The 26,637-nt window shown below is 67.4% G+C and carries 22 protein-coding genes; 12 read left to right on the top strand and 10 right to left on the bottom strand.

Translation table 11 applies throughout. The features are described 5' to 3' along the window. Positions 1 to 158: 158 nt before the first annotated feature. The 3 genes from AB4Z37_RS14305 to AB4Z37_RS14295 are packed head-to-tail and all read right to left on the bottom strand — an operon-like array spanning position 159 to position 3,787. Positions 159 to 1,877, bottom strand: coding sequence for an FAD-dependent oxidoreductase (locus AB4Z37_RS14305; RefSeq protein ID WP_441517399.1), 1,719 nt, complete (start codon positions 1,875 to 1,877; stop codon positions 159 to 161). A 1-nt stretch (position 1,878) separates the two neighbouring features. Continuing rightward, positions 1,879 to 3,117, bottom strand: coding sequence for an NADH:flavin oxidoreductase/NADH oxidase (locus AB4Z37_RS14300; protein ID WP_441517398.1), 1,239 nt, complete (start codon positions 3,115 to 3,117; stop codon positions 1,879 to 1,881). Further along, on the bottom strand, positions 3,104 to 3,787 hold the full coding sequence (locus AB4Z37_RS14295) for an EthD domain-containing protein (RefSeq protein WP_441517397.1): 684 nt from the start codon (positions 3,785 to 3,787) through the stop codon (positions 3,104 to 3,106). Before AB4Z37_RS14295 ends, AB4Z37_RS14300 begins: the two co-directional genes overlap by 14 nt. 367 nt (positions 3,788 to 4,154) lie before the next feature. Here AB4Z37_RS14295 and AB4Z37_RS14290 point away from each other — a divergent pair, with 367 nt between their 5' ends. The 4 genes from AB4Z37_RS14290 (at position 4,155) to AB4Z37_RS14275 (ending at position 8,936) form a co-directional block, all read left to right on the top strand. After that, positions 4,155 to 5,372, top strand: coding sequence for an ABC transporter substrate-binding protein (locus tag AB4Z37_RS14290; protein WP_441517396.1), 1,218 nt, complete (start codon positions 4,155 to 4,157; stop codon positions 5,370 to 5,372). A gap of 104 nt (positions 5,373 to 5,476) precedes the next feature. Further along, positions 5,477 to 6,406 (top strand): branched-chain amino acid ABC transporter permease, encoded by a 930-nt coding sequence (locus tag AB4Z37_RS14285; protein WP_441517395.1) that lies wholly within the window; start codon positions 5,477 to 5,479, stop codon positions 6,404 to 6,406. 4 nt (positions 6,407 to 6,410) lie between these two features. After that, positions 6,411 to 8,204 (top strand): branched-chain amino acid ABC transporter ATP-binding protein/permease, encoded by a 1,794-nt coding sequence (locus AB4Z37_RS14280; protein ID WP_441517394.1) that lies wholly within the window; start codon positions 6,411 to 6,413, stop codon positions 8,202 to 8,204. 18 nt (positions 8,205 to 8,222) lie between these two features. Continuing rightward, entirely contained in the window at positions 8,223 to 8,936 is a 714-nt protein-coding gene (locus AB4Z37_RS14275) for an ABC transporter ATP-binding protein (RefSeq protein ID WP_441517393.1), read from the top strand. A gap of 31 nt (positions 8,937 to 8,967) precedes the next feature. On the opposite strand, the gene AB4Z37_RS14270 is transcribed toward AB4Z37_RS14275, so the two are convergent. After that, entirely contained in the window at positions 8,968 to 9,804 is an 837-nt protein-coding gene (locus AB4Z37_RS14270) for an IclR family transcriptional regulator (RefSeq protein WP_441517392.1), read from the bottom strand. A 112-nt stretch (positions 9,805 to 9,916) separates the two neighbouring features. Continuing rightward, entirely contained in the window at positions 9,917 to 10,195 is a 279-nt protein-coding gene (locus AB4Z37_RS14265) for a hypothetical protein (protein ID WP_441517391.1), read from the bottom strand. A gap of 223 nt (positions 10,196 to 10,418) precedes the next feature. Between AB4Z37_RS14265 and AB4Z37_RS14260 the strand changes: the two genes are divergently transcribed. After that, positions 10,419 to 11,669: an MFS transporter gene (locus AB4Z37_RS14260; protein WP_441517390.1), complete on the top strand. Its 1,251-nt coding sequence runs from the start codon at positions 10,419 to 10,421 to the stop codon at positions 11,667 to 11,669. 44 nt (positions 11,670 to 11,713) lie between these two features. On the opposite strand, the gene AB4Z37_RS14255 is transcribed toward AB4Z37_RS14260, so the two are convergent. Continuing rightward, positions 11,714 to 12,019: a hypothetical protein gene (locus AB4Z37_RS14255; RefSeq protein WP_441517389.1), complete on the bottom strand. Its 306-nt coding sequence runs from the start codon at positions 12,017 to 12,019 to the stop codon at positions 11,714 to 11,716. A 290-nt stretch (positions 12,020 to 12,309) separates the two neighbouring features. Here AB4Z37_RS14255 and AB4Z37_RS14250 point away from each other — a divergent pair, with 290 nt between their 5' ends. From AB4Z37_RS14250 to upp, 3 genes are read left to right on the top strand one after another with little or no spacing between them, the layout of a single operon-like run. Continuing rightward, positions 12,310 to 13,566 carry a GTP cyclohydrolase II gene (locus AB4Z37_RS14250; protein WP_441517388.1) on the top strand — a complete coding sequence of 419 codons (1,257 nt, stop codon included), beginning with the start codon at positions 12,310 to 12,312 and terminating at the stop codon, positions 13,564 to 13,566. A gap of 30 nt (positions 13,567 to 13,596) precedes the next feature. Further along, on the top strand, positions 13,597 to 14,820 hold the full coding sequence (locus AB4Z37_RS14245; RefSeq protein WP_441517575.1) for a URC4/urg3 family protein: 1,224 nt from the start codon (positions 13,597 to 13,599) through the stop codon (positions 14,818 to 14,820). A 29-nt stretch (positions 14,821 to 14,849) separates the two neighbouring features. Next, on the top strand, positions 14,850 to 15,479 hold the full coding sequence (gene upp / locus AB4Z37_RS14240) for a uracil phosphoribosyltransferase (protein WP_441517387.1): 630 nt from the start codon (positions 14,850 to 14,852) through the stop codon (positions 15,477 to 15,479). A gap of 24 nt (positions 15,480 to 15,503) precedes the next feature. Here the strand turns inward: upp and AB4Z37_RS14235 are convergent, their stop codons facing one another. The 3 genes from AB4Z37_RS14235 to AB4Z37_RS14225 form a co-directional block, all read right to left on the bottom strand. Continuing rightward, the gene (locus tag AB4Z37_RS14235; protein WP_441517386.1) at positions 15,504 to 17,153 is read right to left on the bottom strand and encodes a flavin-containing monooxygenase; all 1,650 of its coding nucleotides are present in this window, start codon (positions 17,151 to 17,153) and stop codon (positions 15,504 to 15,506) included. A gap of 122 nt (positions 17,154 to 17,275) precedes the next feature. Next, entirely contained in the window at positions 17,276 to 18,217 is a 942-nt protein-coding gene (locus AB4Z37_RS14230; RefSeq protein WP_441517385.1) for an alpha/beta hydrolase, read from the bottom strand. Between the two features lie 37 nt (positions 18,218 to 18,254). Beyond that, on the bottom strand, positions 18,255 to 19,031 hold the full coding sequence (locus AB4Z37_RS14225; RefSeq protein ID WP_441517384.1) for an SDR family NAD(P)-dependent oxidoreductase: 777 nt from the start codon (positions 19,029 to 19,031) through the stop codon (positions 18,255 to 18,257). A gap of 344 nt (positions 19,032 to 19,375) precedes the next feature. On the opposite strand from AB4Z37_RS14225, the gene AB4Z37_RS14220 reads away from it, so the two are divergent. Further along, positions 19,376 to 20,497, top strand: a complete 1,122-nt coding sequence (locus AB4Z37_RS14220; RefSeq protein ID WP_441517574.1) for an efflux RND transporter periplasmic adaptor subunit — start codon at positions 19,376 to 19,378, stop codon at positions 20,495 to 20,497. Next, complete coding sequence (locus AB4Z37_RS14215; protein WP_441517383.1) at positions 20,494 to 23,661, top strand: efflux RND transporter permease subunit; 3,168 nt, start codon at positions 20,494 to 20,496, stop codon at positions 23,659 to 23,661. Before AB4Z37_RS14220 ends, AB4Z37_RS14215 begins: the two co-directional genes overlap by 4 nt. On the opposite strand, the gene AB4Z37_RS14210 is transcribed toward AB4Z37_RS14215, so the two are convergent. After that, a complete protein-coding gene (locus tag AB4Z37_RS14210; protein WP_441517382.1) occupies positions 23,658 to 24,623 on the bottom strand; it encodes a Bug family tripartite tricarboxylate transporter substrate binding protein in 966 nt (321 codons plus the stop codon). The two genes, AB4Z37_RS14215 and AB4Z37_RS14210, sit on opposite strands and share 4 nt — an antisense overlap. A gap of 195 nt (positions 24,624 to 24,818) precedes the next feature. Here AB4Z37_RS14210 and AB4Z37_RS14205 point away from each other — a divergent pair, with 195 nt between their 5' ends. Together AB4Z37_RS14205 and AB4Z37_RS14200 are read left to right on the top strand one after the other, a co-directional pair. Further along, positions 24,819 to 25,547, top strand: coding sequence for a PadR family transcriptional regulator (locus AB4Z37_RS14205; RefSeq protein WP_441517381.1), 729 nt, complete (start codon positions 24,819 to 24,821; stop codon positions 25,545 to 25,547). Then, positions 25,544 to 26,620, top strand: coding sequence for an efflux RND transporter periplasmic adaptor subunit (locus AB4Z37_RS14200; protein ID WP_441517380.1), 1,077 nt, complete (start codon positions 25,544 to 25,546; stop codon positions 26,618 to 26,620). Before AB4Z37_RS14205 ends, AB4Z37_RS14200 begins: the two co-directional genes overlap by 4 nt. Positions 26,621 to 26,637: the final 17 nt, after the last annotated feature.

Below are 26,637 nucleotides of genomic sequence, written 5' to 3'. Positions count from 1 at the left end.
GCGCCATGGTGCTTCATGCCCTGTGTCATTCGATCCCTCATCTGTCGCAGCCGGACGCCGGGAGGCGGGTGGTCCGACAGATATAGGGAGCAGGGCGCCGTATGCGAAGCACCCCGCCACCGAGATTGCATGGGATCCCGGGGCGGAGCGCTCGCGACTCAGGCGGCAGTCGCCTGAGACTTGTCCCCGCGCTGGGCGAGGTGTTTGGCGGCGATGTAGCCGAAGGTCAGCGCCGGGCCGAGGGTGATGCCGCCGCCCGGGTAGTTGCCACCCATGATGCTCGCCATGTCGTTGCCGGCGGCATAGAGGCCCGGGATCGGCTGCCCGTTGTCGTCGAGCACGCGGCTGTGCTGGTCGGAGCGCAGTCCGGCGAAGGTGCCGAGGTCGCCGACCACCACCTCGACGGCGTAGAACGGGCCGGTCGCGATCGGCGCGAGGCAGGGATTGGGTTCGAACTCCGGATCGCCGTTGAAGCGGTTGTAGGCGGTCGAGCCCTTGCCGAAGGCGCGGTCTTCGCCGTTGGCGATATCCGCATTCCAGGTCGCGACGGTCTGCTCGAGGCCAGCCGGATCGATGCCGGCGGCGCGGGCGAGCGCGGCGACGGTGGCGCCGGTCTTGAGATAGCCCGAGCGGATGTTGGGACCGACCGGCACCGGGAACGGCTTGACGAAGCCGAGGCCGAAGCGGCTGAGAAACGGCTTGTCCACGATCAGGAAGGCCTTCGCAGGCTTGTTGGTGCCGCTCGCCGCGAACAGCGCCTGGCAGAAGTCGTGGTAGGAGTTGGCCTCGTTGACGAAGCGCTTGCCGTTCGGCAGCACCGCGATCAGGCCGGGCTTCGCGCGGTCGATGAAGTGCGGGAAGATGCCGAAGCTGCCGTCGCGGCGCGGCACCCGCGACACCGGCACCCAGGCCGCCGCGTTCGGATAACCCTTCTCGACCGCAGCGCCGATCTCCTCGCCGAGGCGCAGGCCGTCACCGGTGTTGGTGACGGGGGCAGGCGAGTGATGGCCGGTGTTCTCGCGGTCATGCGCGAACATGGTGCGGCGGCGCGACATGTCCTGCGGGAAGCCGCCGGCGGCGAGCACCACGCCGCAGCGGGTGACCACCTCGACCTCGCCATTTGCGGTCTTGATGATCGCGCCGGTCACCTCGTCCTTGTCGCGGATCAGGCGCTGCGCCGGCGCATCCGTCCACACATCGACGCCGAGATCGAGCGCGCTGCGGAACAGGCGTGCGGCCAGCGCATTGCCGTTGGTCAGCAGCATGCCGCGGCGGTAGAGCGCGAGGTCGCGCATGTGCGAGGTGAGACGCCCTGCGACATAGGCGGCCGACTTGATCGAGCGGGTGACGTTGAAGAAGTGCTTGAGTTCGGGGCCCGAGCCGATCATCAGGCCGACGAAGGTCAGCTCCGGCAGCGGCGGCCGCAGCCGTTTGAGCTCCTTGCCGAGGCCCTGGGCGCGGTAGGGCAGCGCCTTGATCGAACGGCCGCCGGAGCGTCCGCCCGGTGCATCCGGATGATAGTCGGAAAACGCGGACGCCGGCTCGAACTGCAACTGGGTCTTGTCGTGGAAGAACGCGATCGCCTCCGGACCTTCGGTGAGGAAGGCGTCGACATTGTCGGCGTTGAAGTGGTTGCCGGCCTCGTGGCGCAGATAGGTGCGCGCGGCCTCGACCGAGTCTTGAATGCCGTCGGCCTTCGAGATCGGGTTGTTCGGCACCCACATGAAGCCGCCCGACAGCGCCGTGGTGCCGCCGACCCACGGCGCCTTCTCGGCGAGGATCACCTTGAGGCCGCGGCCTGCCGCAGCCACCGCGGCGGCAAGGCCGCCGGCGCCGGAGCCGACCACGAGCACATCGCAATTGACGGTCTTTGCCATCTCAGTTCTTTCCTTGTGTGAGGCCGACATTGCCGGCGTGTTGGCTGCGTCCCGAGACGACGTCGCGTCGCCGACGCAAGATGTCTCCCATCTGCTGCTCGCGCTTGGCGAGCCAGACGCCATGGCGCACCGGCCAGGCGTCGTAGTCCGGATCGAGACCGAGCGCCTCGCGCGCGCGGCGCGGCCAGTAGGGATCGTTGAGCGCTTCGCGGGCGATCGCGATGAGGTCGGCGGCGCCGGCGCGCAGAATCTCTTCAGCCTGGTGGCCATCGACGATCATGCCGACCGCCTGGGTGGTCATGCCGGTCTCCTCGCGGATCTGGCGGGCGAACCCGACCTGGAAGCCAAGGCCACGCGGCACGGTGAGGCGGCGGGTTTCCTCGGTGAGGCCGCCGGACGAGACGTCGATGACGTCGACGCCGCAGCGCGCAAGCTCGCGCGCCAGCACCACCGAATCCGCAACGTTCCAGCCGTCCTCGGCGCCGTCGACTGCGGAGATGCGGCAGAACAGCGGCTTGGCCGCAGGCCATTCCGCGCGCACCCGCTGCGCGATCTCGAGCGCAAGGCGCATGCGCCCGGTGCGGTCGCCGCCATAGCCGTCGGTACGGTGGTTGGAGATCGGCGAAAGGAAGCTGGCGACGAGATAGCCGTGGCCGAAATGCAGGTCGATGGCGTCGAAGCCGGCGGTGTCCGCGCGCCGCGTCGCGGCGACGAAGTCCTCGATCACGCCGGCGATGCCGGTGGCGTCGAGCGCGTCGGGCACGGTCCATTCCGGGCCCGCGGCGCGGGCGCTCGGACCGAGCCTGCGCCATGGCGTGCCGTCGGCGAGGCGCAGTTCGTCCTGCGTCAGGGCGCGGCCGCCGTCCCACAGCGCCTGCGAGCCGGCCTTGCGGCCGGCATGGGCGAGCTGCACGCCGATCGGTGCGCCCTGGGCGTGGACGAAATCGACCACGCGCTTGAGCGGCGCGATCTGGTCGTCGCGCCACAGGCCGAGGTCGCAGACGCCGATGCGGCCATGCGGCGACACCGCGGTGCTCTCGGTGAAGATCAGGCCGGCGCCGCCGAGCGCGAACTTGCCGAGGTGCACGAGATGCCAGTCCGTGGCGCAGCCGTCGTCGGCGGCGTGCTGGCACATCGGCGAGATCACGACGCGGTTGCGCAGCACGAGGTCGCGCAGCGCGAGCTCCGTGAACAGGCGCGGCATATCGCCGCCGCGGGGGAAGGGCTCAGACGAGTTCATGAACGTCCACCAGGAACGTGGTGATGGTCTGCAGGAAGCTCAGCGCATGGCGTTGCGACAGCTCCGCGGCCGGCGACTGGAATGCGGCGACGAGGTCCTGCTGATTGTGAAACCACATCTCGACAATGCCGTCGGGGGCGAGGCCATCCGCATCGGCGTCGATGCCCGGCGCCGGGCCGCAGGCGGTGACGACATTCTGCCGATAGCCTGCGATCGCCGGGAAGCGCGCCACCAGCGGCGCGTGCACGTCCAGCCACTCGCGGCGGAAGTCTTCGGCCGAGATGTCGGCGCGGCGCTGCAGCACCGACATCCGCTTAATCGCGGGTCGGCCCTGCAGCGGCACAACCGTGACTTGATTGGCGACGATCACGCGCGTTGCCGCCATGCAGTGCGGCGAATCCGCGACAACGGCTTGATAGGCCTCGGAGGCGATTGCGCGCTCCATTGTGGCGACGTCGTCGAACCACAGCTCGGAAAAGCCGTCGAGGTCCCAGCCGCCGCGCGCGTGGTCGATCGCGAGCTGGCTTTTGTCCACGATATGATTCTGGTGATAGGCGCGCAGCCCCGGCATCTTCGCCGCGAGCGGGCCATGCACCTCGCGCCAGTGCCGGCGGAAGTCGGTGGTCGAGAGGTCGGGCCGCTTGCGCAGCAGCCCCATGCGCACGATCATGCGATCCTCCCCGCGGTCATGTGGTCGGCGCGGCTCGCAGGCGTGCTGCGCGTGCTCCGTCCTGCATCATCTCCCGTCCGTGTCATGGCTGGCCTTGATCGTTGGCGAACGCTGGTCTGCGACCGTCCGCCGCATAATTAGAATATAGCGAGTAGATTCGGATATGACAAATTATCCGGGAGTGCTCACGGATTTGGCTATTGCGTATCAGTTAGCCACTTGCTAATCGAAAGCCCGCCGAATTCCAGATGAAACGAGCCGGTCAAACGCGGTGGGAGACTTCGGGCCGCCGCAGCGATACCTGCACTGCATCGCGCGGGCAGGTGCGTTCCCAATGCGGCGGCGTCCGGCCATGAGGTGAGGAACCATGACTGACATCAAGAAACTGAGCCGTCGCGCCTTCAACCAGACCGCGCTGTCGGGTCTCGTGGCGGCGTCCGTCGCGCCGTGGATGGCGGGCAGCGCCCGCGCCGAGGGCGACATCAAGATCGGCTTCAATGGCGATCTGTCAGCATCTCCCTCCGCGCAATCGGGGCGTGCGGCGGTCGTCGGCATTCAAGCTGCGATCGAGGACCTCAAGGCCAAGGGGCAGAGCTTCTCGCTGGTGATCCGCGACGACCTCTCGCAGCCGCCGAAGTCGATCCAGAACATGTCCGACCTGATCGACAGCGAGAAGGTGGTGTCGGTGTTCGGTCCGACCAACTCCGGCAATGCGCTGGCGTGGAAGCAGATCCCGAACCAGAAGCGTATCCCGGTGATGGGCTGCATCGGCTCGGCCACCGACATCACCAAGCCGGTCAGCGCCACGGCCGACAACTACATGTTCCGCGTCGGCAGCGTCGATCGCACCCAGGTCGTGGCGCTCGCGGCCTATGCCAAGAAGAGCCCGAACGCCAAGAAGGTCGGCTTCCTGACCGAGACCACCGGGTACGGGCAGGGCGGCCTCAAGGACCTGCAGGAGATCGCTGCGCTGCAGGGCCTGAACATCGTCGCCAACGAGAAGTTCAACGTCAACGACACCGACATGACCTCGCAGCTCGGCAAGCTGAAGGCCGCCGGCGTCGACACCGCGATGGTGTGGGCGCAGGGCACGCCGATCGGCCAGCTGATGCGCAGCATGGAGAAGATCGACTACTTCCCGGTGGTGCTGACCAGCTGGGCTGCCGACAACCTCAGCTTCATCAATGCGTCGGGTCCGGCGCTCGCCGAGAAGCCGATCTTCCTGCGCACGGTGTCGGAAGCGCGCACCCCGTTCCAGCAGGCGTTCTTCGATCGCATCCGGCCGAAGATCGACGCCGACTCGGCGTTCTCGTTCGCGGTCCACGGCTACGACTCCATGATGCTGCTGGCGCTGGCGATCAAGCAGGCCGGCTCGACCGACGGCGCCAAGGTGCGCGAGGCGCTGGAGGACCTGAAGACCCCGTTCGAGGGCTACGCCAAGTCCTACAACAAGCCGTTCAGCAAGACCGAGCACGACGCTTTGACCGCGGCCGACCAGCGCTGGACCTGCTGGCGCGGCGGCAAGCTCGCGGCCTTCCATGACGCCGTGGTCGACGGCCTCAAGGCCGAGGACTTCAAGGGCTGATCCTGCGTTTTGCAGCCCGCCCCCTGGGGATAACCCCGGAGGGCGGGCGCGCGGCCGTATTTTTGCGGTAGTTTCTCCACGGTTTTCCATCAGGGGTGTTCGCGGTGCTGGCGACCTATCTGCAGGTATTGGTGAGCGGCCTTGCGGTCGGCGGCATCTATGCGCTCATCGCGCTGAGCTTCAGTATTACCTTCACCACCACCAAGACCCTCAACTTCTCGCAGGGCGAGTTCATCAGCTTCGGCGCCTTCGCCGGCGTCAGCGCTCTGTACATTCTCACCGCGCGCAGCGGCAGCACTGGTTTCGCCGGACTGACCGACCAGGCGTCCGCGGGCTTCAACTATCCGATCGCCGCGCTGGTGGTGGGCTGCGTCACCGGCGTGCTCGGCATCGCCATCTTCGTCGCTGCGGTGCGGCCGTTCGCCGGCAAGCCCGGCATGTCCTGGGTGATGAGCACCATCGGTTTCGGCATCATCCTGCAGAGCCTTGGTCTTGCGATCTGGGGGCCGGCTCCGGTCAAGCTGCCGTCGCCGTTCGGCGACGATGTGCTGCGCTTCGCCGGCGTCGGCGTGCGCCCGCAGGAGCTGCTGGTGCTGGCGTTCGCGGTGATCGTGATGCTGGCGCTCGATCTGGTGATGCGCCGCACCCGGATCGGCAAGGCGATGCGGGCCGTGGCGCAGAACCCGGCGGTGGCGTCCCTCATGGGCATCAACGTCGCGGCCGTCATGATCGGCGCGTTCGTGCTGTCGTCCGCGCTTGCCGGCCTCGGCGGCCTGCTGGTGGCGCCGATCGCCTCGGCTTCGCTGTTCATGGGGCTCGGCATCTCGCTCAAGGCGTTCTCCGGCGCCATCATGGGCGGCCTCGACAATCCGCGCGGCTGCATCTTCGGCGGCTTCGTCCTCGGCCTGCTCGAGCAGACGGTTGCGCTGTGGCAGGCGCAGTGGCGTGAAATCGTGATCTTCGCTCTCATCATCCTGGTTCTCGCCGTGTGGCCCAACGGGCTGTTCGGCTCCCGCTCGCTCGACAAGGTCTGATCCGATGCGCGGCACATTGGCAGCAGCAGCCCTGGCGATCGTCGGCGCGGCGTTGGTGTTCGTCACCGGCAACGACTTCTATCTCCGGATCCTGTTCTCGATCTGCATCTACTTCCTGTGCGCCACCGGCATGAACGTGCTGGTCGGTTTCGCCGGGCAGAAGTCGCTGGGGCAGGCCGGCCTGTTTGCCGCCGGCGCCTATGCGGTGGCGCTGCTCACCACCTCGTGGGACATGAACCCGTGGCTCGCGCTTGCGGTCGCGGTCGTGGTCTCGGCGCTGTTCGGCGTGCTGATCGCCGCGCCGTCGCTGCGGGTGAAGGGGCCGAGCCTCGCCATGGTCACCCTGGCATTCGGCATCGTGATCGAGAAGCTGGTGACCGAGGCGTCCGACCTGTTCGGCGGCGCCATGGGCATCTACGCCATCAAGCCGCTGACGATCGCCGGTGCGCCGTTCGACATGAAGCAGTGGGTGTGGTTCGCGATCGCGCTGTCGCTGGTCGTGCACCTGTTGCTGCGCAACGTGCTGACCGGCCGGTTCGGCCGGGCGCTGCTGTCGATCCAGGCCGACGAGGTCGCAGCCGCCTCGATGGGCGTGCCGGTGCTGCGCTACAAGGTGCTGGCGTTCGTGGTCGCCGCGGCGACCTGCGGTCTGGCCGGCGCATTGGTCGCGCAGCAGAACCAGTACATCAACTCCGACTTCATCAACTTCAACCTCTCGATCTTCATCCTGCTGCTGGTGATGTTCGGCGGCAGCGGCTCGATGGCCGGCCCGCTGCTTGGCGCCGTGTCGCTGACGCTGCTCGGCAGCTTCCTCGCCCGCTGGACCTGGGCCGAGCATTTCGCCAACGGCGCGCTGCTGCTGTTCGCGCTCTATGTGATGCCGCGCGGGCTTGCCGGCGTGTTCGGCGACCTGTTTGCCCGTTTGCGGGGCGGGGCTGCCACGGCGGCGCCGCCGACCTCCGGTGAGGTCGTCCCGGCGCTTTTTCCTCGCCAGACCGTCGGTGCATCCGACACGCTGCTGCAGACCACCGACGTGTGCAAGGCCTATGGCGGCGTGCGCCCGGCGCGCGATCTCTGCGCCAGGCTGACCTCCGGCCACATCCATGCGCTGATCGGCCCGAACGGCGCCGGCAAGAGCACCTTCATCAACATCCTGTCCGGCATCGTGAAGCCGGACAGCGGCGAGATCGTCTTCCGCAACGAGCGGCTGACCGACAAGCCGGTGCATGCCATCTGCAGCCGCGGCATCGCGCGCACCTTCCAGAACCTGCGCCTGTTCAAGGATCTCAGCGTGCGCACCAACGTCCTGGTGGGGCAGCATCGCCGGATGAGCAACGGCTTCCTCACCTCGATGCTGGGCGGCGGTCGCGCGCAGGAGGCGCAGGCACTGCGCCGGGTCGAGACCATCATGCAGTTCGTCGGGCTGTCCGCGTATGCCGACAAGCCGGCCGGCGCGCTGGCCTATGGCCTGCAGCGCCGCGTCGAGCTCGCGCGCGCGCTCGCCACCGAGCCGGAATTGCTGCTGCTCGACGAGCCGGCTGCCGGCCTCAACCCGCAGGAGACCGAGGAACTCGGCCATCTGATCGAGCGCATCCGCGACCAGGGCATCACCATCCTGCTGGTCGAGCACCACATGGACATGGTGATGAAAATCGCCGACCACGTCATCGTGCTCGACTATGGCGAGAAGATCGCCGAAGGCCCGCCATCGATCGTGCAGAGCGACAAGCGGGTGATGGAAGCCTATCTCGGCGTCGACGACGCCGATGAAGCTCCGGTCGCGGCGACGGCGTCGTAAGGGTGGCGTGAGATGACGATGCTGCAGCTCAAGAATATCAGCGTGTCGTATGGCCCGATCGAGGCCGTGACGGACGCCTCGATCAATGTCGAGCAGGGCCAGGTAGTGGCGATCGTCGGCGCCAACGGCGCCGGCAAGACCACGCTGCTGAAGGCCATCGCCGGCCTGATGCAGCCGCGCAGCGGCGAAATCCTGTTCGAGGGCCAGGCCATCACCGCCTCGCCGGCGCACCGCCGCGTGCAGTACGGCATCGCGCTGTCGCCGGAGGGGCGGCAGGTGTTTCCCGACCAGAGTATCCGGGACAACCTCGAACTCGGCGCCTATGCGCGGCGGCTGACGAGCGCGCAGCTGACGGACGCGCTGGAAGAGCAGTACCGGCTGTTTCCGCGGCTGCGCGAGCGCCAGAACCAGATGTCGGTGACGCTGTCGGGCGGCGAGCAGCAGATGCTGGCGATCGCCCGCGCGCTGATGGGGGCGCCGCGGCTGTTGCTGCTCGATGAGCCGTCGCTCGGACTGGCGCCGCTGATCATCAAGGAAATCTTCGCGATCATCCGCGACCTGCGGTCCCGCGGCATCACCATCCTGCTGGTCGAGCAGATGGCCAATCTGGCGCTGCGGCTTGCCGATCGCGCCTATGTGCTCGACAGCGGCCGCATCACCATGAGCGGCACCGGCGCCGAGCTGCTGGCGCATCCGGAAATCCGCAAGGCCTACCTCGGCAACGCCCACTGAGACGGCGCTGCCGCCGGGGCAGGTGAGGCCGTCAGGCCTTCTGCCGGGCGCGGGCCTTCGGTTTCGGCGCGGCGGTTCGATTGCCGAGATCGGGCCGGTAGCCAAGCTGATCCGACAGGCGGTTGATGGTCTCGATCACGGCCAGCATGTTGGCGCTGCCCGGGCGAACGTCGAGCTCGGAGTTCGGGCCGATCGCCGTCATCGCGAACTGCATCTTCTGGCTCTGGTCGAACACCGGCACGCTTACGGCATTGATGCCGGGCACCGGAACGCCCTCGGTGGTGGCATAGCCCTGCCGCCGGATCTCCTCGAAATCCTCGGCGAAGGCCTGGCGTGATTTCGCGCTCGGCAGGTGCTGGCCCTTCTGCTCGGCGCGCATCTCCCTGGCCAGCAGCGTGCGCACGCTTTCCAGCGGGTAGAGCGCGGCGAACAGGCGTCCCGTCGCGGTGCCGGTCAGGGTGTAGAGCGCGCCGGCGCGCAGGTTGACGTGCACCGGATAGATCGCCTCATGGACCTGGATGATGGTCGGGCCGTGCGGTCCCCACACCGACACGGTGACCATGTAGCCGGTCTTCTCCGAGATGTCGGTCGCGACCGTGCTCGCCATGCGCAGCGGATCGGTCCCACGCATCCGGACGAGGCCGAGTTGCAGCGCGAGCGGGCCGAGGAAATAGCGCCCGCTGGCGGGGTCCTGCTCGACCAGCCCCAGTTTGCGGTAGCTCACGAGATAGGCATGGGCCTGGGCCGAGGTCATTCCCGCACGCGCGGCAAGATCGCGCAACATGGTCGGCTGGCCGAACTCGATCAGGGCCACCAGGATGCGGCCACCGACCTCGATCGACTGGACTCCTCGCCCTTCTACAGTCATCCGTTCGACGTCCCCTCTCGTATGTCGACCGGTATAGCGATTCCGGATCGGCAAGGGGAGGGCTTTGACGCGAATTACCGCCTGCCGCCGGCGCGGCCTGCGGCCACCAGGCTCAGTCGTGCAGCGCCATGTCCTGCAGCATGCGGCGGATCTCCTCGTCGGGGCGTGACGACGTGGTGGGTGAAGATGCGGCGTCCGGCTGCAGCTGCGGCGCTGTTGGTGCCGGTCGGATCATGGTCGCCGCACGAGTATCGGCGCTGTCTGCACCGTGCGCGCGCATCAGCACCATCACCGCCAGCAGGCACGCCAGGCCAAGTGCCATGGTTTCGAGCGGGCGGTCCTTCAAGGCTGGTGTCGCAGGGCGTGTCGACGCGAAGCGGTTCTCGAACATGCGGCCATCGTGGCGGGGATTGGCCTGTCTGACAATTCGCAGTTTTCGGAAAGTACCTTCGTCTGATCCGAAGGCAGATCTCGGCGCGTGCGGCCCCGCCGACGTCGCGGCGAGGGGCTGGGCCGATGGATTTCATGGGGATGGCGGTCGGTCGGCGGTTTCTTGCACGATCCTTGCAAGGTAGTCTTGCGCAATTTTGTCATATTGGGTGGGAGAGGTCGTCGTGAGTCAGATCGAAGGTACGGCGGAGCTGGCGCTCGCCACGGAGACGGTCCGCGATTCGAAGTCCGACGCGCGCAGGGCGCTGTGGGGATCGGCGCTGGGCTATGCCATGGACGGCTTCGACCTGCTGATCCTCGGCTTCATGCTGGGGGCGATCTCGGCCGACCTGCATCTCAGCCTCGCGCAAAGCGCGTCGCTGGTGACCGTCACGCTGGTCGGTGCGGTGGTCGGAGGTATCGGGTTCGGCATGCTGTCGGACCGGCTCGGCCGGGTGCGCGTGCTGACCTGGACCATCGTTCTGTTCGCCGTGTTCACCGGCATGTGCGCCCTGGCGCAGGGCTATTGGGATCTGCTGATCTACCGCGCGATCGCCGGTCTCGGCCTCGGCGGCGAGTTCGGCATCGGCATGGCGCTGGTGGCGGAGGCCTGGCCGGCCGCCAAGCGCGCCCGCGCATCGTCCTATGTCGGCCTCGGCTGGCAGTCGGGCGTGCTGGCCGCGGCGCTGATCACGCCGCTGCTGCTGCCGGTGATCGGCTGGCGCGGCATGTTCATCGTCGGGATCTTTCCGGCGCTGGCGGCTTATTTCATTCGCCGCCACCTGCACGAGCCTGACGTGTTCGTCACCAACAAGGTGCAGCACCAGGGCGCGGCATTCTCTCTCAAGCTGCTGATGACCGACCGCGAGACGGTGAAGACCAGTCTCGGCATGATCATCCTCTGCTCGGTGCAGAACTTCGGCTACTACGGCATCATGATCTGGCTGCCGAACTACCTCTCCACCCAGTTCGGCTACGGCCTCACCAAGTCGGCGCTGTGGACCGCGGTGACCATCGCGGGCATGGCGCTCGGCATCCTGATGTTCGGCCATATCGCCGACCGTCTCGGCCGCCGTCCGGCGTTTCTCGGCTACATGATCGGCGCCGCCATCATGGTCGTGGTCTATTCGCAGCTCGTCAGCCCGTTGGCGCTGCTGTTCGGCGGCGCGGTGATGGGCTTTTTCGTCAACGGCATGCTTGGCGGCTACGGTGCGCTGATGAGCGAACTCTATCCCACGGCCGCGCGCGCAACCGCGCAGAACGTGTTCTTCAACATCGGTCGCGCGGTCGCCGGCTTCGGTCCGCTGGTGGTCGGCGCCGTCAGCGCAGCCTACGGCTTCCAGACCGCGATCGCGGCGCTGGCGCTGCTCTACATCGTCGACATCATCGCGCTGCTCGCGCTCGTGCCGGAGAGGCGCGGCGCCGAGTTGGCGTAACCGCGCGCGCTGGCGCGCTCCGCTGCGTCAGCCGATGTGCCTGATCAGACCAGTTCGGTGGCGGCGAGGCGGTTGAGCGCCTTGACCTGCTCCGATGGCGACGCGCTGAGCGAACGCTCGGCGTCGCCGACGGTCGCCAGCAGCCGCTGATACGCCTGCTGTGCCACGTCCACGGGCAACGGCTCCTCGTCAAAGGATTCAATGTAGCGGCCGGCGAGCCCGGCCAGCAGACGATACAGCGCACCGTGCTCGGCGTCCGAGGACGCGAGTTGCAAGGCCTTGTGCTGTAAGGATGTGTAGGTCCGCAGACCCGGGTGCTGGCCGACAAGCCAGTCGTGCAATTCAGTCACGTGTCGTTCCCTCCCTCACTTCCGAGAAGAAACAACCATTTATATCATGGATTTCGCCGTTTCCAATGCCCAGTGGCAATGCCCGTGAAGCAGGACGGCCATCCCTGCCGCGCAGGGGCGTGGCGTTCACTTTTATGGGAACCAGTGACATTGTAAGGTCTTCCGGCTTTCCTATATACTTGCTGCAGAGTCTTCAGGGCTCCCGTGATGATTTGGTTTGACCGTCAGGCCCGTCGTTCCGGCGGGCCGTCGCTGTTTTAGGGGCTGCCGACTTTAGGGGTTACTGACTGATGACCCGTTCCAATCGCACTGATCACATCCGGCTGACGTCGCATCCGGTGCCAGGCGCCAAGCACGAATTCCCCATCACCTGGGGCGCGGCGACGGCGCGCGAGCGCGGACCGATCATCGGCACGGTGTCGCGGCCGCAGGATCGCAACGTGATCGGCAGCCATGGCGGCTCCTATGCGGTGTATCGCGCACTGGCGGTGTCGTCCGGGGCGCTCGATCCGATCCGTCGTCCCGATCTCACCAATACCTATCCGGCCGCGACCATCGGCCCGTTCCCGCAGTGGAGCGATCCCTCGCGCATTGTCGCGCTCGATCCGTGGGGGCATCTCGTCGCCGAGACCTTCCGCAAGGAGATCGCCGAGGGCGTCGACATCCGTCCCAGCATCGCGGTGACGCGCGCGCGTCTCGACCTTCCGGAGTTGCAGGCGGCGCTCGCGGCCAAGCGGCTCGTGGCCGACGGTGATGTCGTGCACGCCAACGGCAGCGTCTCGGTGGTGAAGATCGCGATCGATCCGGTGTGGTATCTGCCCGGCATCGCGCAGCGCTTCGGCACCAGCGAGACCAATCTGCGCCGCGCGCTGTTCGAGCAGACCGCCGGCATGTTCCCCGAACTGGTGACACGCCCCGACCTGCAGGTGTTCCTGCCGCCGATCGGCGGCACCACGGTGTACCTGTTCGGCGACGTGACCAGGCTGCCCGATCACCGCACCCGCATCACCTGCCGCGTGCACGACGAGTGCAACGGCTCGGACGTGTTCGGCTCCGATATCTGCACCTGCCGTCCGTACCTGATCCACGGCATCGAGGAATGTGCCCGCGCCGGCCAGACCGGCGGGCTCGGCATCATCGTCTACAACCGCAAGGAAGGCCGCGCGCTCGGCGAGGTCACCAAGTTCCTGGTCTACAATGCGCGCAAGCGCCAGGAAGACGGCGATGCCGCGGCCGCCTATTTCGAGCGCACCGAATGCGTCGCCGGCGTGCAGGATGCGCGCTTCCAGCAGTTGATGCCCGATGTCATTCACTGGCTCGGCCTGCCGCGGATCGACCGCTTCGTGTCGATGAGCGACATGAAGCACGACGCGCTGACGTCGCAGGGCATCGAGATCGTCGAGCGGATTCCGATTCCCGACGAGCTGATCCCGGCCGACGCCCATGTCGAGATCGCCGCCAAGAAGGCGGCGGGCTACTTCTCGCCGGAGCCGCCGCCGTCGCATGAACTCAGCGACACGGTCGGCCGGTCGCTCGACAAGTACTGACAACCGCGGAAAAGGGGCGTGACAATCGACATGGTCGATGCGCTATCACTGTTGTCGGCTCAGGCGGTGCGCGAGCGTGCGCATCGGCTGCTGATGGTGGGGCTCGAGGACCGGCTGCCACATTTCCGGATCGACCTGACGCGGCTCGATACCGCGGTCGGCCTCGTGCTCGCCACGATGCGTCGGACGTATCCGCTCGGCGAGGTGCCGTTTCATTCGCGCTGGCGCCACTTCATGATCGACGGCGAGGACCGCTGGGCGGCGATCGCGGGGGCCGCAAGCTGGCCCGATCCGGTGGCCCGGGCGCGTGCCGAGTTCGATCTCGCCATCGTCAGCGTGCTGCTCGATGCCGGCGCCGGCCCGCTGTGGCGCTATCGCGACAGCGCCAGCGAGGTGGCCATCGGCCGCTCCGAGGGACTCGCGCTCGCCAGCCTCGACATGTTCGATGCCGGTGCGTTCTCGGCGCATGAGGACGATCCGTTGCGGGTCGACGCCGAAGCGCTGCTGCGTCTCACCGCCGAGGACCTGCGGCGCGGCTTCCAGGTGACCGACGACAACCCGCTGGTCGGCGTCGAGGGGCGGGTAGAGCTGCTGCGCCGGCTCGGGGCGCAACTCGCGGCGCAGCCGGAGGTGTTCGGCAGCCGCGATGGGCCACGCCCCGGTGGTCTTGTCGATTATCTGCTGTCGCGCGCCGAAGGCGGCGCGATCGCCGCGCCGGCGATCCTGTCGGTGGTGCTGCAGCAGCTCGGGCCGATCTGGCCGTCGCGGCTGAGCCTCGACGACGTGCCGCTCGGCGACTGCTGGCGGCATCCGTCGCTGGTGACGGATGATGCCACCACCGGCCTCGTGCCGCTGCACAAGCTGTCGCAGTGGCTGACCTATTCGCTGATCGAGCCGCTGCAGCGTGCCGGCGTCGCGGTCGCCGACATCGACGGGCTGACGGGTCTTGCCGAGTATCGCAATGGCGGCCTGTTCATCGACACCGGCGTGCTGTCGTTCCGCGATCCTGCCGAGGCCGAACGGGAGTACGATGTCGGCGCGCCGTTGATCGTGGAGTGGCGGGCGCTGACGGTGGCGCTGCTCGACCAGCTCGCGCAGATCACGCGCCAGCGTCTGGGCGTCGACGCCGCGGCATTTCCGCTGGCGAAGATCCTCGAGGGCGGCACCTGGGCCGCCGGCCGGGCGATTGCCTTCGAGCGGCGTCCCGACGGCTCGCCGCCGATCAAGGTCGTCAGCGACGGCACCGTTTTCTGAACACAGACAAAGCACGCACGGAGACAGCCATGGACGGCGTCACGATTGTCGATCACCCGCTGGTGCAGCACAAGGTCACGCTGATCCGCGACAAGTCGATCTCGACCAAGTCGTTCCGCGAGCTGCTCAAGGAAATCGGCATGCTGCTGTGCTACGAGGTCACGCGCGACCTGCCGCTGACCGAGGTCGAGGTCGAGACGCCGCTGGCGCGGATGCACTCTGCCAAGATCGCCGGCAAGAAGCTGGTGTTCGTGCCGGTGCTGCGCGCCGGCGTGACGTTCGTCGACGGCATGCTCGACCTGGTGCCGACTGCGCGCGTCGCCCATATCGGCCTCTACCGCGATCCGGAGACCTTCACCGCGGTGGAGTACTTCTTCAAGGCGCCGTCCGACCTGCATGAGCGGCTTGCCGTGGTGGTGTCGCCGGTGCTGGCGACCGCGAACACCGCAGTCGCCGCCGTCGATCGCCTCAAGGAGCGGGGTGCGAAGGAGATTCGCGTGGTCTGCCTGCTGGCCGCGCCCGAGGGCATCGAACGGCTGCGCGGCCTGCATCCCGACGTGCCGGTATGGACCGCGGCGATCGATGAAGGGCTCGACGACAAGGCCTTCATCATCCCCGGGCTCGGCGACGCCGGCGACCGCGCTTACGGCACGCGCTGAGGAAGTCGACCGTGACGTGCGCCGTCAGGCCAGCGCGGCTTGCCGCCGGCCGGTCAGCACGAAGCCCTCGTAGTCCCTCGCCGCGATCTGGTCGCAGATCTGCCGATAGACCGGTACGCCGCCGATATAGGGCATGAAGATCCGCGGCTTGCCGGGAATGTTCGCGCCCATGTACCAGGAGTTGGCCTGCGGGTAGAGCGTGCGGTGCGCGACCTCGTTGACATGCGCGACCCAGTTGTCTTCCGCCTCGACGGTGGGCTCGATCCGGTCGAAGCCGCGGGCGCGCAGATGGGCGATGCAGCCGGTGATCCAGTCGACATGCTGCTCGATCGAAACGATCATGTTGCTGAGCACCGAGGGGCTGCCGGGACCCGTGATGATGAACAGGTTGGGAAAGCCGGCGCTCATCAGCCCGAGATGGCAGCGCGGTCCTTCGGCCCATTTCTGGTTGAGGGTGCGGCCGTCGCGGCCATGGATGTCGATCTTGGCGACCGAGCCGGTCATGGCGTCGAAGCCGGTCGCGAACACGATGGCGTCGAGCGGGTAGTCCTTTCCCCCGGCGCGCAGTCCGTCGGGCAGGATGCGCTCGATGGGTTCGGCGCGCACGTTCACCAGTGACACGTTGGGGCGGTTGAAGGTGGCGTAGTAGTCGGTGTCGACACAGATCCGCTTCGAGCCGATCGGATGGTCGTTGGGCTGCAGCAGCCGCGCCACCGCCGGATCGCGCACGATCTCGGCGATCTTGTCGCGCACGAAGTCGCAGGCGGTGTCGTTGGCCTCCTGGTTGAGCAACAGGTCGTTGTAGGACGCCATGAAGCTGATGCCGCCGCGGGCCCAGCCGGCCTCATAGGCAGTGCGGCGGCTGTCCGCCGTGTCCTCCATCGCGCCCTTGTCGGGGATCACGGTGAGAATGCCGTTGCGCGCCTCCTCGCGCGCCCGGCGCCGCCGCGCGGCGTAATCGGTTTTCCAGGACGCAGCATAGTCCTGGGAGATCGCGGCGTTATGGGCCGGCACACTGAAATTCGCGGTGCGCTGGAACACGACCAGCTGTGCCGCTTGCTCGGCGATGATCGGGATCGACTGGATGGCCGACGATCCCGTGCCGATCATGCCGACCCGCAAGCCGGTGAAGTCGACCTCCTGATGCGGCCAATGGCCGGTGTGGTAGGTCTTGCCCTTGAAACTGTCGAGCCCGGGAAAGTCGGGCGTGCGGGCGTTCGACAGGCAGCCCGTCGCGAGGATCAGGTAGCGCGCCGAGACGGTGACGCCGTCGGACAGGGTGACCGACCAGCGCCCGCCGCTGTCGTCGAAGCGCGCCGCCGTGACGCGGGTGTCGAACTGGATGTCGCGGCGCAGGTCGAAGCGGTCGGCAACATGGTTGGCGTAGCGCAGGATCTCCGGCTGCGGCGCGTAGCGCTCGCTCCATTGCCATTCCTGCTGCAGCTCCTCCGAGAAGCCGTAGGAGTACTGCATGCTCTCGACGTCGCAACGCGCGCCGGGATAGCGGTTCCAGTACCAGGTGCCGCCGACGCCGCTGCCCTGCTCATAGACGCGGGCCGACAAGCCGAGACCGCGGAGCCGATGCAACATATAGAGCCCACCGAAACCGGCGCCGACGATCACTGCGTCATGGCTGCGCGGGGCTTGTACGGACTGCGGTTGCAGGGCGTCCATCGGATCACCTCCCGGATTTTTATCGTTGGCGTTGCCCAGCATTCTATGCGGCGCGGCGCATCGCAAGCTGCAAATCTGCCGGCGCCATCGGCGCTGCGGGCAGTGCGTCCGCCGCGCGGAATTTATCGGGCCTTCAGCCACACGCCGATGTCGCCGAGCACCTCCTGAGCTTTAGGCAGCACCTTGCCCATGGTGATGAAGCCATGGAACTGGCCGGGGTGCGTCTGATAGGTCACGGCGATGCCGGCCTCCGTGAGCTGGCGCGCGAAGGCGTTGCCTTCGTCGCGCAGCGGATCGGCGCCCGCTGTCACCACGAAGGCTGGCGGCAGGCCGGCGAGGTTTGTCGCCCGCGCCGGTGACGCACGCCAGTCGTCGCGTTCGGCGACGCTGTTGAGATAGTGATCGCGGAACCAGACCATCACCGCATGGGTGAGCAGGCAGTCGGTCTCCGGCTCGCGGTGCGAGGGAGATGTCAGGCCGAGGTCGGTCGCGGGATAGATCAGCACCTGGCCGGCGAGCCTGGGGCCGGCCTCGCGGGCGGCGAGCGTGACCGCCGCGGCAAGGTTGCCGCCGGCACTGTCGCCGCCGACCACAAGGCGCGCGGCATCGATGCCGAGCTCGCGGGCATGGGCGGCCACCCACCGGGTCGCAGCCACCGCGTCGTCGAACGCGGCGGGAAACTTGTGTTCCGGCGCGAGGCGGTAGTCGACCGAGATCACCATCAGTTCGCCTTCAAGGGCGAGCGTCCGGCACACCACGTCATGGGTCTCGAGGTCGCCGATCACCCAGCCGCCGCCATGGAAAAACACCAGGCAAGGGGAGAGCCCGCCGGACTGCCGCAGCGCCAGCGGTGTGTAGAGCCGCGCCGGGATCGGGCCGGCGGGGCCGGGGATGGTGAGCGTGCGCACGGACGCCAGCGCCGGCGGCTCGGGATTGGTGATGGCGCGCGCCGCGAGATAGTAGGCGCGTGCTTCCGGTGGCGTCAGTGTTTCGTATGGCGGCCGGCCGGCCTCGCGAAAGGCCTGCAGCACGGCGGCGGCATCGGGGTCGAGGATCGCGGGCATGTCGATGGCCTCCTGGTCGGCTTGAGATCAGCGCGCGTCAGCTCGCGGTGCGGCCGCCATCGACGGTGTAGGATGATCCTGAGACGTAGCTTGCGTCGTCGGAAGCAAGGAAGGCGACGACGCCGGCGACCTCGCGTGCGAGGCCGAGACGGCGGGCGGGAGTGCGCTCCAGCACCTTGCTTTCCGGCAATGGCTGGCCGTCGGGAGCAAGGCCGTTGATGATCGACGACAGCATCCGGCTGTCGATCTGGCCGGGACAGACGCAGTTCACGCGCACGTTCGTGTTGGCGCATTCCAGCGCGGCGCTCTTGGTCAAGCCGATCACGGCGTGCTTGCTGGCGCTGTACGCCGCAATCTGCGGGCTTCCGATCAGGCCCGCGATCGAGGCGGTGTTGATGACGCTGCCGGCGTTCTGGCGGTACATCACCGGCAGCACATATTTCATGCCGAGGAAAACGCCGACGACGTTGACGTCGAGCACGCGGCGGAAGGTGTCGAGCGGGTAGTCGGGAATGGCCTTGATGTCGCCTTCGATGCCGGCGTTGTTAAAGAAGATGTCGACGCTGCCCATCCGTGCGACGGTCTGCTCCACATAGGACGCGACCTCGTCGTCCCGGGTGACGTCGGCAGTGATGGCCAGCGCTTCGGCCGAGGCCGGTAGCGAGCGGATCGCGCGGGCCAATCCCTGCGCGTCGCGATCGACGGCGACGATGCGCGCGCCGCGCTCGGCCAGCAGCGCGATGGTCGCGGTCCCGATTTCGCCCGCGGCGCCGGTGACCAGCGCAACCTTGCCATTCAGCACTCGACCGACCATTGGCGACGTTCTCCCCATTTATTTTTTTCTCGCGGCCGGATGGCGCATGCAAAGCGGCTGCGCCGGCCTTGTCACGAGTATTTCATTGGACCGGCGACCTGACCAGCGTGGAGCGCAGGCGAATTGTCGTCCTGTCACGGGACGACGATAGACCTAACCCTCGGTTGGCGCGCGATGAGGGGATGGCGGCTTTTGAGTTCTCTCACGCACTGTGGTTAAATGCCGCGGAGCGGTATTCGGACGGATGGGGTCAGAGCGGGATGCAACGGTCGCTGAATTCTTGGGGAATGATCGAGCCTGGCCTTGATAGACTGCCGCGAAGGGCTCTCGTGAATACGGCTCTGATGGGCATCATGCTGGCATTGGCCGGCTGCGGCGAGAGCACGAGTCAGCCGGCCGCGGCGCCGCCGCCCCCGCCAGTGACCGTGGCACCGCCGATCCAGCGCACCGTAACTGACTGGGATGAATTCACCGGGCGGTTCGACGCGGTGGAGCAGGTGCAGATACGCGCCCGCGTCACCGGCTTCGTCACCAGCGTGGAGTTCAAGGACGGCGCCATCGTCAAAGCCGGTGACCTGCTTTATGTCATCGATCCCAGGCAGTACGAGGCGGTGGCCGAGCAGGCGCGCGGGCAACTGGCCGATGCCAGGGCCAAGGTCGATCTCGCCCAGCGAGAGCTGTCCCGCGCCACCGAGCTGAACAAGTCGCAGTTCGCCGCCGAGAGCGTGGTCGATCAGCGCAAGCAGGCCCTGCAGGCGGCTGAGGCTGCGGTGCTGCAGGCCGAGGGTGCGATGCAGCGCGCCAGTCTCGACGTCGAGTTCACGAGGGTCAAGGCACCGATCGACGGCCGCATCAGCCGCCACCTCGTCAGCGTCGGCAATCTGGTGCAAGGCAGCGAGAGCGGCGCTACGCTGCTCACCTCGATCGTCTCGCTCAATCCGATCCACCTCTATTTCGACATGGATGAATCGATCTACATGCGCAACAGCCGCCTGTGGTTCGAGGGCCGTCGGCCGAGCTCGCGCGACACGCCGAACCCGGTGCAGGTGATCCTGTCGGGTGAGACCATGCCGTCCCATGAAGGTTCGGTGGACTTCCTCGACAACCGGCTCGACGTCTCGACCGGCACATTGCGCGGCCGCGCGCTCATTCCCAACCAGGACCTGTCGATCCTGCCGGGGCAGTTCGCCCGCGTCCGGGTGATCGGCAGCGCGCCTTACGAGGCGCTGCTGGTGCCGGACACCGCGATCGCGACCGACCAGTCGCGCAAGATCGTGCTGGTGGTCAGGGACGACAACACGGTGGAGGCACGGCAGGTGGTGCTGGGTCCGCTGGACGATGGCCTGCGGGTGATCCGTGAAGGCCTGAAGCCCGGCGACAAGGTGATCGTCGACGGGCTGCAACGGGCACGGGTCGGCGCCCAGGTGGCGCCGCATGCGCCGGCGACGGGTGCAGCCAAGCCATGAACCTCGGTCGTCTCTCCATCCACCAGCCGATTCTCGCGATGGTGCTGTCCATCGTGCTGCTGATCCTGGGCGCCATCGCCTACACCACGCTGCCGGTTGCGGAGTATCCGCAGGTGGCCCCGCCGACCATCGTCGTCACGACCCAGTATCCCGGCGCCTCGGCGCAGACGGTGTCCGATACGGTGGCGACCCCGATCGAGCAGGAGATCAATGGCGTCGAGGACATGCTGTACCTCTACAGCCAGGCGACCTCGAACGGCCAGCTCACCATTACCGTGACGTTCAAGCTCGGCACCGACCTCGACAAGGCCCAGGTGCTGGTGCAGAACCGCGTCGCCATTGCCCAGCCGCGCCTGCCGCAGGAGGTGCAGCGCAACGGCGTCACCACCCGCAAGAACAGCCCGGACCTGTTGATGGTGGTGTTCATGCTGTCGCCGGACGACAGCTATGACCAGCTCTACATCAGCAACTATGCGCTGCGGCAGGTTCGCGATCCGCTGCTGCGGCTCGATGGCGTCGGCGACATCCAGGTGACCGGTGCGCGCGACTACTCGATGCGGCTGTGGCTGGATCCGGACAAGATCGCCAATCTCGGCATGACGGCAGGCGATGTCCTGACCGCGATCCGCGCCCAGAACCTGCAGATCGCCGGCGGCCTGATCGCCGAGCCGCCGATCACCGACCGGGCGCTGCAGCCGAACCTGACCTTCACCGGACGGCTGAAGGATCCGGCCCAGTTCGAGAACATCGTGCTGAAACCCGGCGCCGATGGCCGCACCGTGCGCCTGCGGGACGTCGCCCGGATCGAGCTCGGCGCGCTGTCCTACACCACCAACAGCTTCCTGCTGCAGAAGTCGGCGGTGGCGATGCTGGTGTCGCAGCGGCCGGGATCGAATGCGCTGGCGACCGCCAAGAACATCTCCGACACCATGACGAAGCTCAAGGCCGACTTTCCGCCGGGGTTGACCTACAATATCGGCTACAACCCGACCGAGTTCATCGCCCAGTCGGTCAGCGAGCTGATCAAGACCATCAATGAAGCGATGATTCTCGTCGTGGTCGTGGTGCTGCTGTTCCTGCAGGGCTGGCGGCCGGCGATCATCCCGATCCTCGCGATTCCGGTGTCGCTGGTCGGCACCTTCGCGGTGATGGCGGCGCTCGGCTACTCCATCAACAACCTGACCCTGTTTGGCCTCGTGCTCGCGGTCGGCATCGTGGTCGACGACGCCATCGTGGTGGTGGAGAACGTCGAGCGGCATCTCGCCATGGGCAAGAGCCGCCGCGACGCGGCGCTGCGCACCATGGAGGAGGTCGGCGGCGCGCTGGTGTCGATCGCGCTGGTGCTGTGCGCGGTGTTCGTGCCGACCGCGTTCCTCGGCGGCATTTCCGGCCAGTTCTTCCAGCAATTCGCTGTGACCATCGCGGTCGCCACCGCGATCTCCTGCTTCTGCTCGCTGACGCTGTCGCCGGCACTGGCCTCGCTGATCCTGCAGCCGCACGCGCACAAGCAGCCGCCGGCGAGCTGGAACGTGGTCGCGCGTGGCTGGAACGCGTTCACCACCGCCTTCAACCAGGTGTTCGATCGGCTGGCCCATGTCTATGGCAGCATGGCGGGCTTCGTGATCCGGCATTCGCTGGTGATGCTGGCGGTCTATGCGCTTCTGATCGGCTCGGCCGGATGGCTGCTGGTGACGACGCCGCAGGGCTTCATCCCGGCGCAGGATCGCGGCTATGTCATCGTCTCGGTGCAACTGCCCGGCGCGGCATCGCTCGCCCGCACCACCGAGGTGGTGCGCCAGATCGAGAAGATCGCCCTCGGTGTGCCCGGCGTGGTGCGGGTGCCCGCGTTCGCCGGCTTCTCCGGCGCGACGAGGACCCAGACCAGCAATGCCGCGGCGCTGTTTCCGGTGTTCGACGATCCCGAGGTGCGGGTGAAGAAGGGGCAGACGGCGGCTTCCATCACCGCCGAACTGCGCAAGCGGCTCGCCAGCATCGAGAGCGCCTTCATTGTCGTGATCCCGCCGCCCGCGGTGCCCGGCATCGGCACCGGTGGCGGTTTCGCGATGCGCATCCAGGATCGCCAGGGGCGCGGGCCCGAACTGCTGGCCTCCGCCACCGACGAACTGGTCGCGGCGGCGCGGCGAACGCCGGGACTGACGGCGGTGTTCTCGCCGTTCTCGGCCAACACGCCGCAGGTGTTCGTCGATATCGATCGCGAAAAGGCGCAGATGCTGGGCGTGCCGTTGCAGAACGTCACCGAGGCGATCGAAACCTATTTCGGCTCGTCCTATGTCAACGACTTCAACATTCTCGGCCGCACCTACCATGTTACAGCGCAGGCGGACTACAGGTTCCGCAAGGAGACCGCGGACCTCGCGCGCCTGCAGACCCGCAACAATGCCGGCAACATGGTGCTGCTCGGCAGCGTCGTGGATTTCCGCGACATCGCGGGGCCGGACCGGGTGCCGCGCTACAACCTCTATCCGGCATCCGAGCTGCAGGGCGATACGCTGCCAGGCACCAGCTCGGCGACCGCGATCGCGACGATGAAGAAGCTGGCCGACGCGACGCTGCCGACCGGTTTCTCGTTCGAGTGGACCGACCTGTCCTACCAGCAGGTCACCGGCGGCAACAGCGGCCTCTATGTGTTCCCGATCTGCGTGCTGTTCGTGTATCTGGTGCTGGCCGCCCAGTATGGCAGCTGGACGCTGCCGTTCGCCGTGATCCTGATCGTGCCGATGTGCCTGCTGGCCGCGACGCTGGGCGTGCGGCTGATGGGGCAGGACGTCAACATCCTGACACAGATCGGCTTCGTCGTGCTGGTTGGACTGGCCGCCAAGAACGCGATCCTGATCGTCGAGTTCGCGCGCGACATCGAGCTCGAGGGCCGCGACCGCCTGGATGCGGTGATCGAGGCCTGCCGGTTGCGCCTGCGGCCGATCCTGATGACATCGTTCGCCTTCATCCTGGGCGTGTTGCCGCTGGTGCTGTCGTCGGGCTCGGGCGCCGAGATGCGCCAGGCGGTCGGCGTCGCCGTGTTCTTCGGCATGCTCGGCGTGACGCTGTTCGGCCTCGTCTTCACGCCGATCTTCTACATCCTGGTGCGGCGGCTGGCGCCGGGCTCGGTCGTGGTGCCGAAACCGCAGGCGGAAACGCTGCACTAGGGTTGCGGGATCTTCGCGGTCGCGATCACGCCCTTCCAGCGTGTGATCTCGGAGGCGACCATGTCGCGCATGTCCTCCGGCGAGCTGCCGCGAACTTCGTTGCCCATGGCGCGCAGTCGCTCCCTGACCTGCGGCGTGTCGAGCACAGCGCGGACCTCGCGGTTGAGCCGCGCGACGATCGGCTCTGGCACGCCCTTCGTGGTGGCGAGGCCGAGCCATGATGTGACCTCGTAGCTCGGCACGGTGGCGGCGACCGGTGGCAAATCCGGCTGCGAGAACCATGGCGTGGCGCTGGTGACGGCGAGGCCGCGGATGCTGCCTGCGGCAAGCTGCGGCGCGGTGACGGTCAGGGTGTCGATCACCACGTCGATCTGGCCGCCGAGCAGATCGTTGATCGGTCCGCCGCCGCCGCGATAGGGCACGTGCACCATCCTGATGCCGGCCATCGACGATAGTAATTCTCCGGCGAGATGCTGGGTGGTGCCGATGCCGACCGAACTGTAGGTGATCGTCTCCGGCTTGTGCTTCGCCTCGGCGATCAGGTCGGCGAGGCTGCGGAAGCGGTGGTCGGCCTTCACCGCGATCACCAGCGGAAAGAAGATCACGGTCGAGATCATCTGGAAGTCATCGACCGGCTTGAACGGCAGCGAGCGGTATAGCGCGCCGGCGGTCGAGTGGCCGCCGGTCAGCATGATCAGCGTGGTGGCGTCGGGTGTCGCCTTGGCGACATGGTCGGATGCGATGGTGCCGCCGGCGCCCGGGCGGCTCTCCACGATCACCGGTTTGCCGAGCCGCTGCGCCAGGCCTTCGGCGACGATGCGTGCGATGACGTCGGCATTGCCGCCGGCGGCGAAGCCGTGCACCAGCGTCACGGGCCGTGTCGGATAGCCGTCCTGCGCGGGCGCGGCGGAGGCCAGCACAAATCCAGCAACAATGCCCAGAATGGCGGAACGAAACCGCACGTCTTCCTCCCCCGAAAGCGGGCCGCGGCTTGGCTGCGCGGTTGCCGTCGGTTCGCAGCATCCTCCGGAAAAGCGCGACGGCGCAAGAGCTCGGCGTCGCGGACGCGGAACGGATGGATCAAGATTATATTCAAGCAGCGTATATTCGTTGACGTATATACTGGAGCGCGATATTGGGGTGATATGAAATCGCGTTTGTCCAACCCCTTGGCCCTTGCCGTGCTGGCGCTCAGCTTCGAGCGGCCGATGCACCCCTATGAGATGGCGGCGCTTCTCAAGCAGCGGCACAAGCACGAGAGCATCAAGCTGCGCTACGGCTCGCTCTACACCGTGATCGACATGCTCCACGCGCGCGGCCTGATCGCGCCGCTGGAGACCTCGCGCGGCGGCCGGCGGCCTGAGCGGACGGTCTACACGCTGACGCAGGAGGGGCGGGCGCAGCTGCGTGACTGGATGCGCGACCTGCTCGGCAATCCGGCGAAGGAGTTTCCGCAATTCGAGGCCGGTCTCAGCCTGCTGCCGGTGCTGCCGCCCGATGAAGCGGTGGCGCTGCTGCGGGAGCGGGCCGCGCGTCTCGCCGAGACCATCGCGCAGATGGCGGCGCAGATGTCGGACATCGCGGCGGTTGATCTGTCGACGCTTGCGGGGCCTGACGAGCAACTGCCGCCGCCCTTGTTAGGCCAGAAATTTCCGCCAATCTTCATGGTAGAGGGCGAGTATCGGCGCGCGCTGCTGACTACCGAGCTCACTTTCGTCAACGATCTCGTCCGTCGCATCACCGAGGAAGGCTGGGGACCGGTCGAGCTCTGGCGTGACATTCAGGGGATGTGTGAAGCGAACTATCGTGCGCGGATGGAGCCGCGTCACGAGCCGGCCAGGACGACTGGCCGGCGCGCGCGCGCAGGAGGGGCGACCAGGTCATGACCGAGGACAAGGCCAAGCTGCTGCGATCGCTGACGATCGACCGGACGCCCGCCGCGGCGCCGGCGGTGCGGGCGCCGTCGCGGCTGCCGCTGCTGCTCGGCGCCGGTGTCGTTCTGGTGGCGGTGATCGTTGCGGTGTTCGTCATGTCCGATGCCGGGAGCTTGTTTCGCGCCGAGCAGGTCGCCGCCCAGGCGCCGGCACCGTCGGCGGCGCGCGATCCTGCGCCGGCCTCGCCGCAGCCCCAGGCCGTGGCCACCGAATCCGGAAACCTCGCGGCGTCGGGTTATGTCGTGGCGCGCCGCCGCGCGACGGTTGCTGCCGAGATCACCGGCAAGGTGATCGAGGTGCTGGTCGAGGAAGGTATGGTCGTCGAGGCCGGGCAGGTGACCGCGCGGCTCGACAGCGTGCTCGCCGAAAAGGATCTTGCGCTTGCCCAGTCGCGCGCCGAGGCTTCCAGTGCCGCGGTCGCCGCGATCTCGGCCGATCTCGACGATGCCAACCGCATCCTGTCACGCACCCGCAGCCTGTCGCAGAACAAGTTCGCCAGCGAAGCCGACCTCACCAAGGCGGAAGCGCGGGTCGGCGTGCTCACCGCCCAGATGCGCCAGGCGCAGGCCCAGTACGACACCGCGCGGCTCGATGCCCAGCGGACGGCCGCGGTGCTCGACAAGCACCAGATCCGCGCGCCGTTCAGCGGCATCGTGGTCGATCGCAGCGCCCAGCCCGGCGAGATGATCTCGCCGATGTCCGTTGGCGGTTTCACCCGCACCGGCATCTGCACCATCGTCGACATGGACTCGATCGAGATCGAAGTCGACGTCAACGAGGCCTTCATCGGCCGCGTGGTGCCGGGCGGGCCGGTCACCGCAGTGCTCGACGCCTATCCCGACTGGCAGATTCCGGCTTCCGTGATCGCGATCGTGCCGACAGCCAACCGCGACAAGGCCACCGTCAAGGTGCGCATCCGCCTCGAGCACAAGGACCCGCGCATCCTGCCCGACATGGCGGTCAAGGTGACGTTCCTGCGCACCGCGAAGGCAGGCACGGCGTCCGGGGCAGCGGCGGCGAACTGAACAGGACTGACAGGGGA

The sequence above is a fragment of the Bradyrhizobium sp. 2TAF24 genome, from assembly GCF_052115025.1.
Taxonomy (GTDB): Bacteria; Pseudomonadota; Alphaproteobacteria; order Rhizobiales; family Xanthobacteraceae; genus Bradyrhizobium_A.
Note: the sequence above shows the minus strand (reverse complement) of the source record. Positions and strands in the feature narration are given on the sequence as shown.

Bases quoted from the DNA above. Each gene is read 5' to 3' on its own strand.
- AB4Z37_RS14305 (WP_441517399.1), bottom strand. From the start codon at position 1,877: ATGGCAAAGACCGTCAATTGCGATGTGCTCGTGGTCGGCTCCGGCGCC.
- AB4Z37_RS14300 (WP_441517398.1), bottom strand. From the start codon at position 3,117: ATGAACTCGTCTGAGCCCTTCCCCCGCGGCGGCGATATGCCGCGCCTG.
- AB4Z37_RS14295 (WP_441517397.1), bottom strand. From the start codon at position 3,787: ATGATCGTGCGCATGGGGCTGCTGCGCAAGCGGCCCGACCTCTCGACC.
- AB4Z37_RS14290 (WP_441517396.1), top strand. From the start codon at position 4,155: ATGACTGACATCAAGAAACTGAGCCGTCGCGCCTTCAACCAGACCGCG.
- AB4Z37_RS14280 (WP_441517394.1), top strand. From the start codon at position 6,411: ATGCGCGGCACATTGGCAGCAGCAGCCCTGGCGATCGTCGGCGCGGCG.
- AB4Z37_RS14275 (WP_441517393.1), top strand. From the start codon at position 8,223: ATGCTGCAGCTCAAGAATATCAGCGTGTCGTATGGCCCGATCGAGGCC.
- AB4Z37_RS14270 (WP_441517392.1), bottom strand. From the start codon at position 9,804: ATGACTGTAGAAGGGCGAGGAGTCCAGTCGATCGAGGTCGGTGGCCGC.
- AB4Z37_RS14265 (WP_441517391.1), bottom strand. From the start codon at position 10,195: ATGTTCGAGAACCGCTTCGCGTCGACACGCCCTGCGACACCAGCCTTG.
- AB4Z37_RS14250 (WP_441517388.1), top strand. From the start codon at position 12,310: ATGACCCGTTCCAATCGCACTGATCACATCCGGCTGACGTCGCATCCG.
- AB4Z37_RS14245 (WP_441517575.1), top strand. From the start codon at position 13,597: ATGGTCGATGCGCTATCACTGTTGTCGGCTCAGGCGGTGCGCGAGCGT.
- upp (WP_441517387.1), top strand. From the start codon at position 14,850: ATGGACGGCGTCACGATTGTCGATCACCCGCTGGTGCAGCACAAGGTC.
- AB4Z37_RS14235 (WP_441517386.1), bottom strand. From the start codon at position 17,153: ATGGACGCCCTGCAACCGCAGTCCGTACAAGCCCCGCGCAGCCATGAC.
- AB4Z37_RS14230 (WP_441517385.1), bottom strand. From the start codon at position 18,217: ATGCCCGCGATCCTCGACCCCGATGCCGCCGCCGTGCTGCAGGCCTTT.
- AB4Z37_RS14225 (WP_441517384.1), bottom strand. From the start codon at position 19,031: ATGGTCGGTCGAGTGCTGAATGGCAAGGTTGCGCTGGTCACCGGCGCC.
- AB4Z37_RS14220 (WP_441517574.1), top strand. From the start codon at position 19,376: ATGGGCATCATGCTGGCATTGGCCGGCTGCGGCGAGAGCACGAGTCAG.
- AB4Z37_RS14215 (WP_441517383.1), top strand. From the start codon at position 20,494: ATGAACCTCGGTCGTCTCTCCATCCACCAGCCGATTCTCGCGATGGTG.
- AB4Z37_RS14200 (WP_441517380.1), top strand. From the start codon at position 25,544: ATGACCGAGGACAAGGCCAAGCTGCTGCGATCGCTGACGATCGACCGG.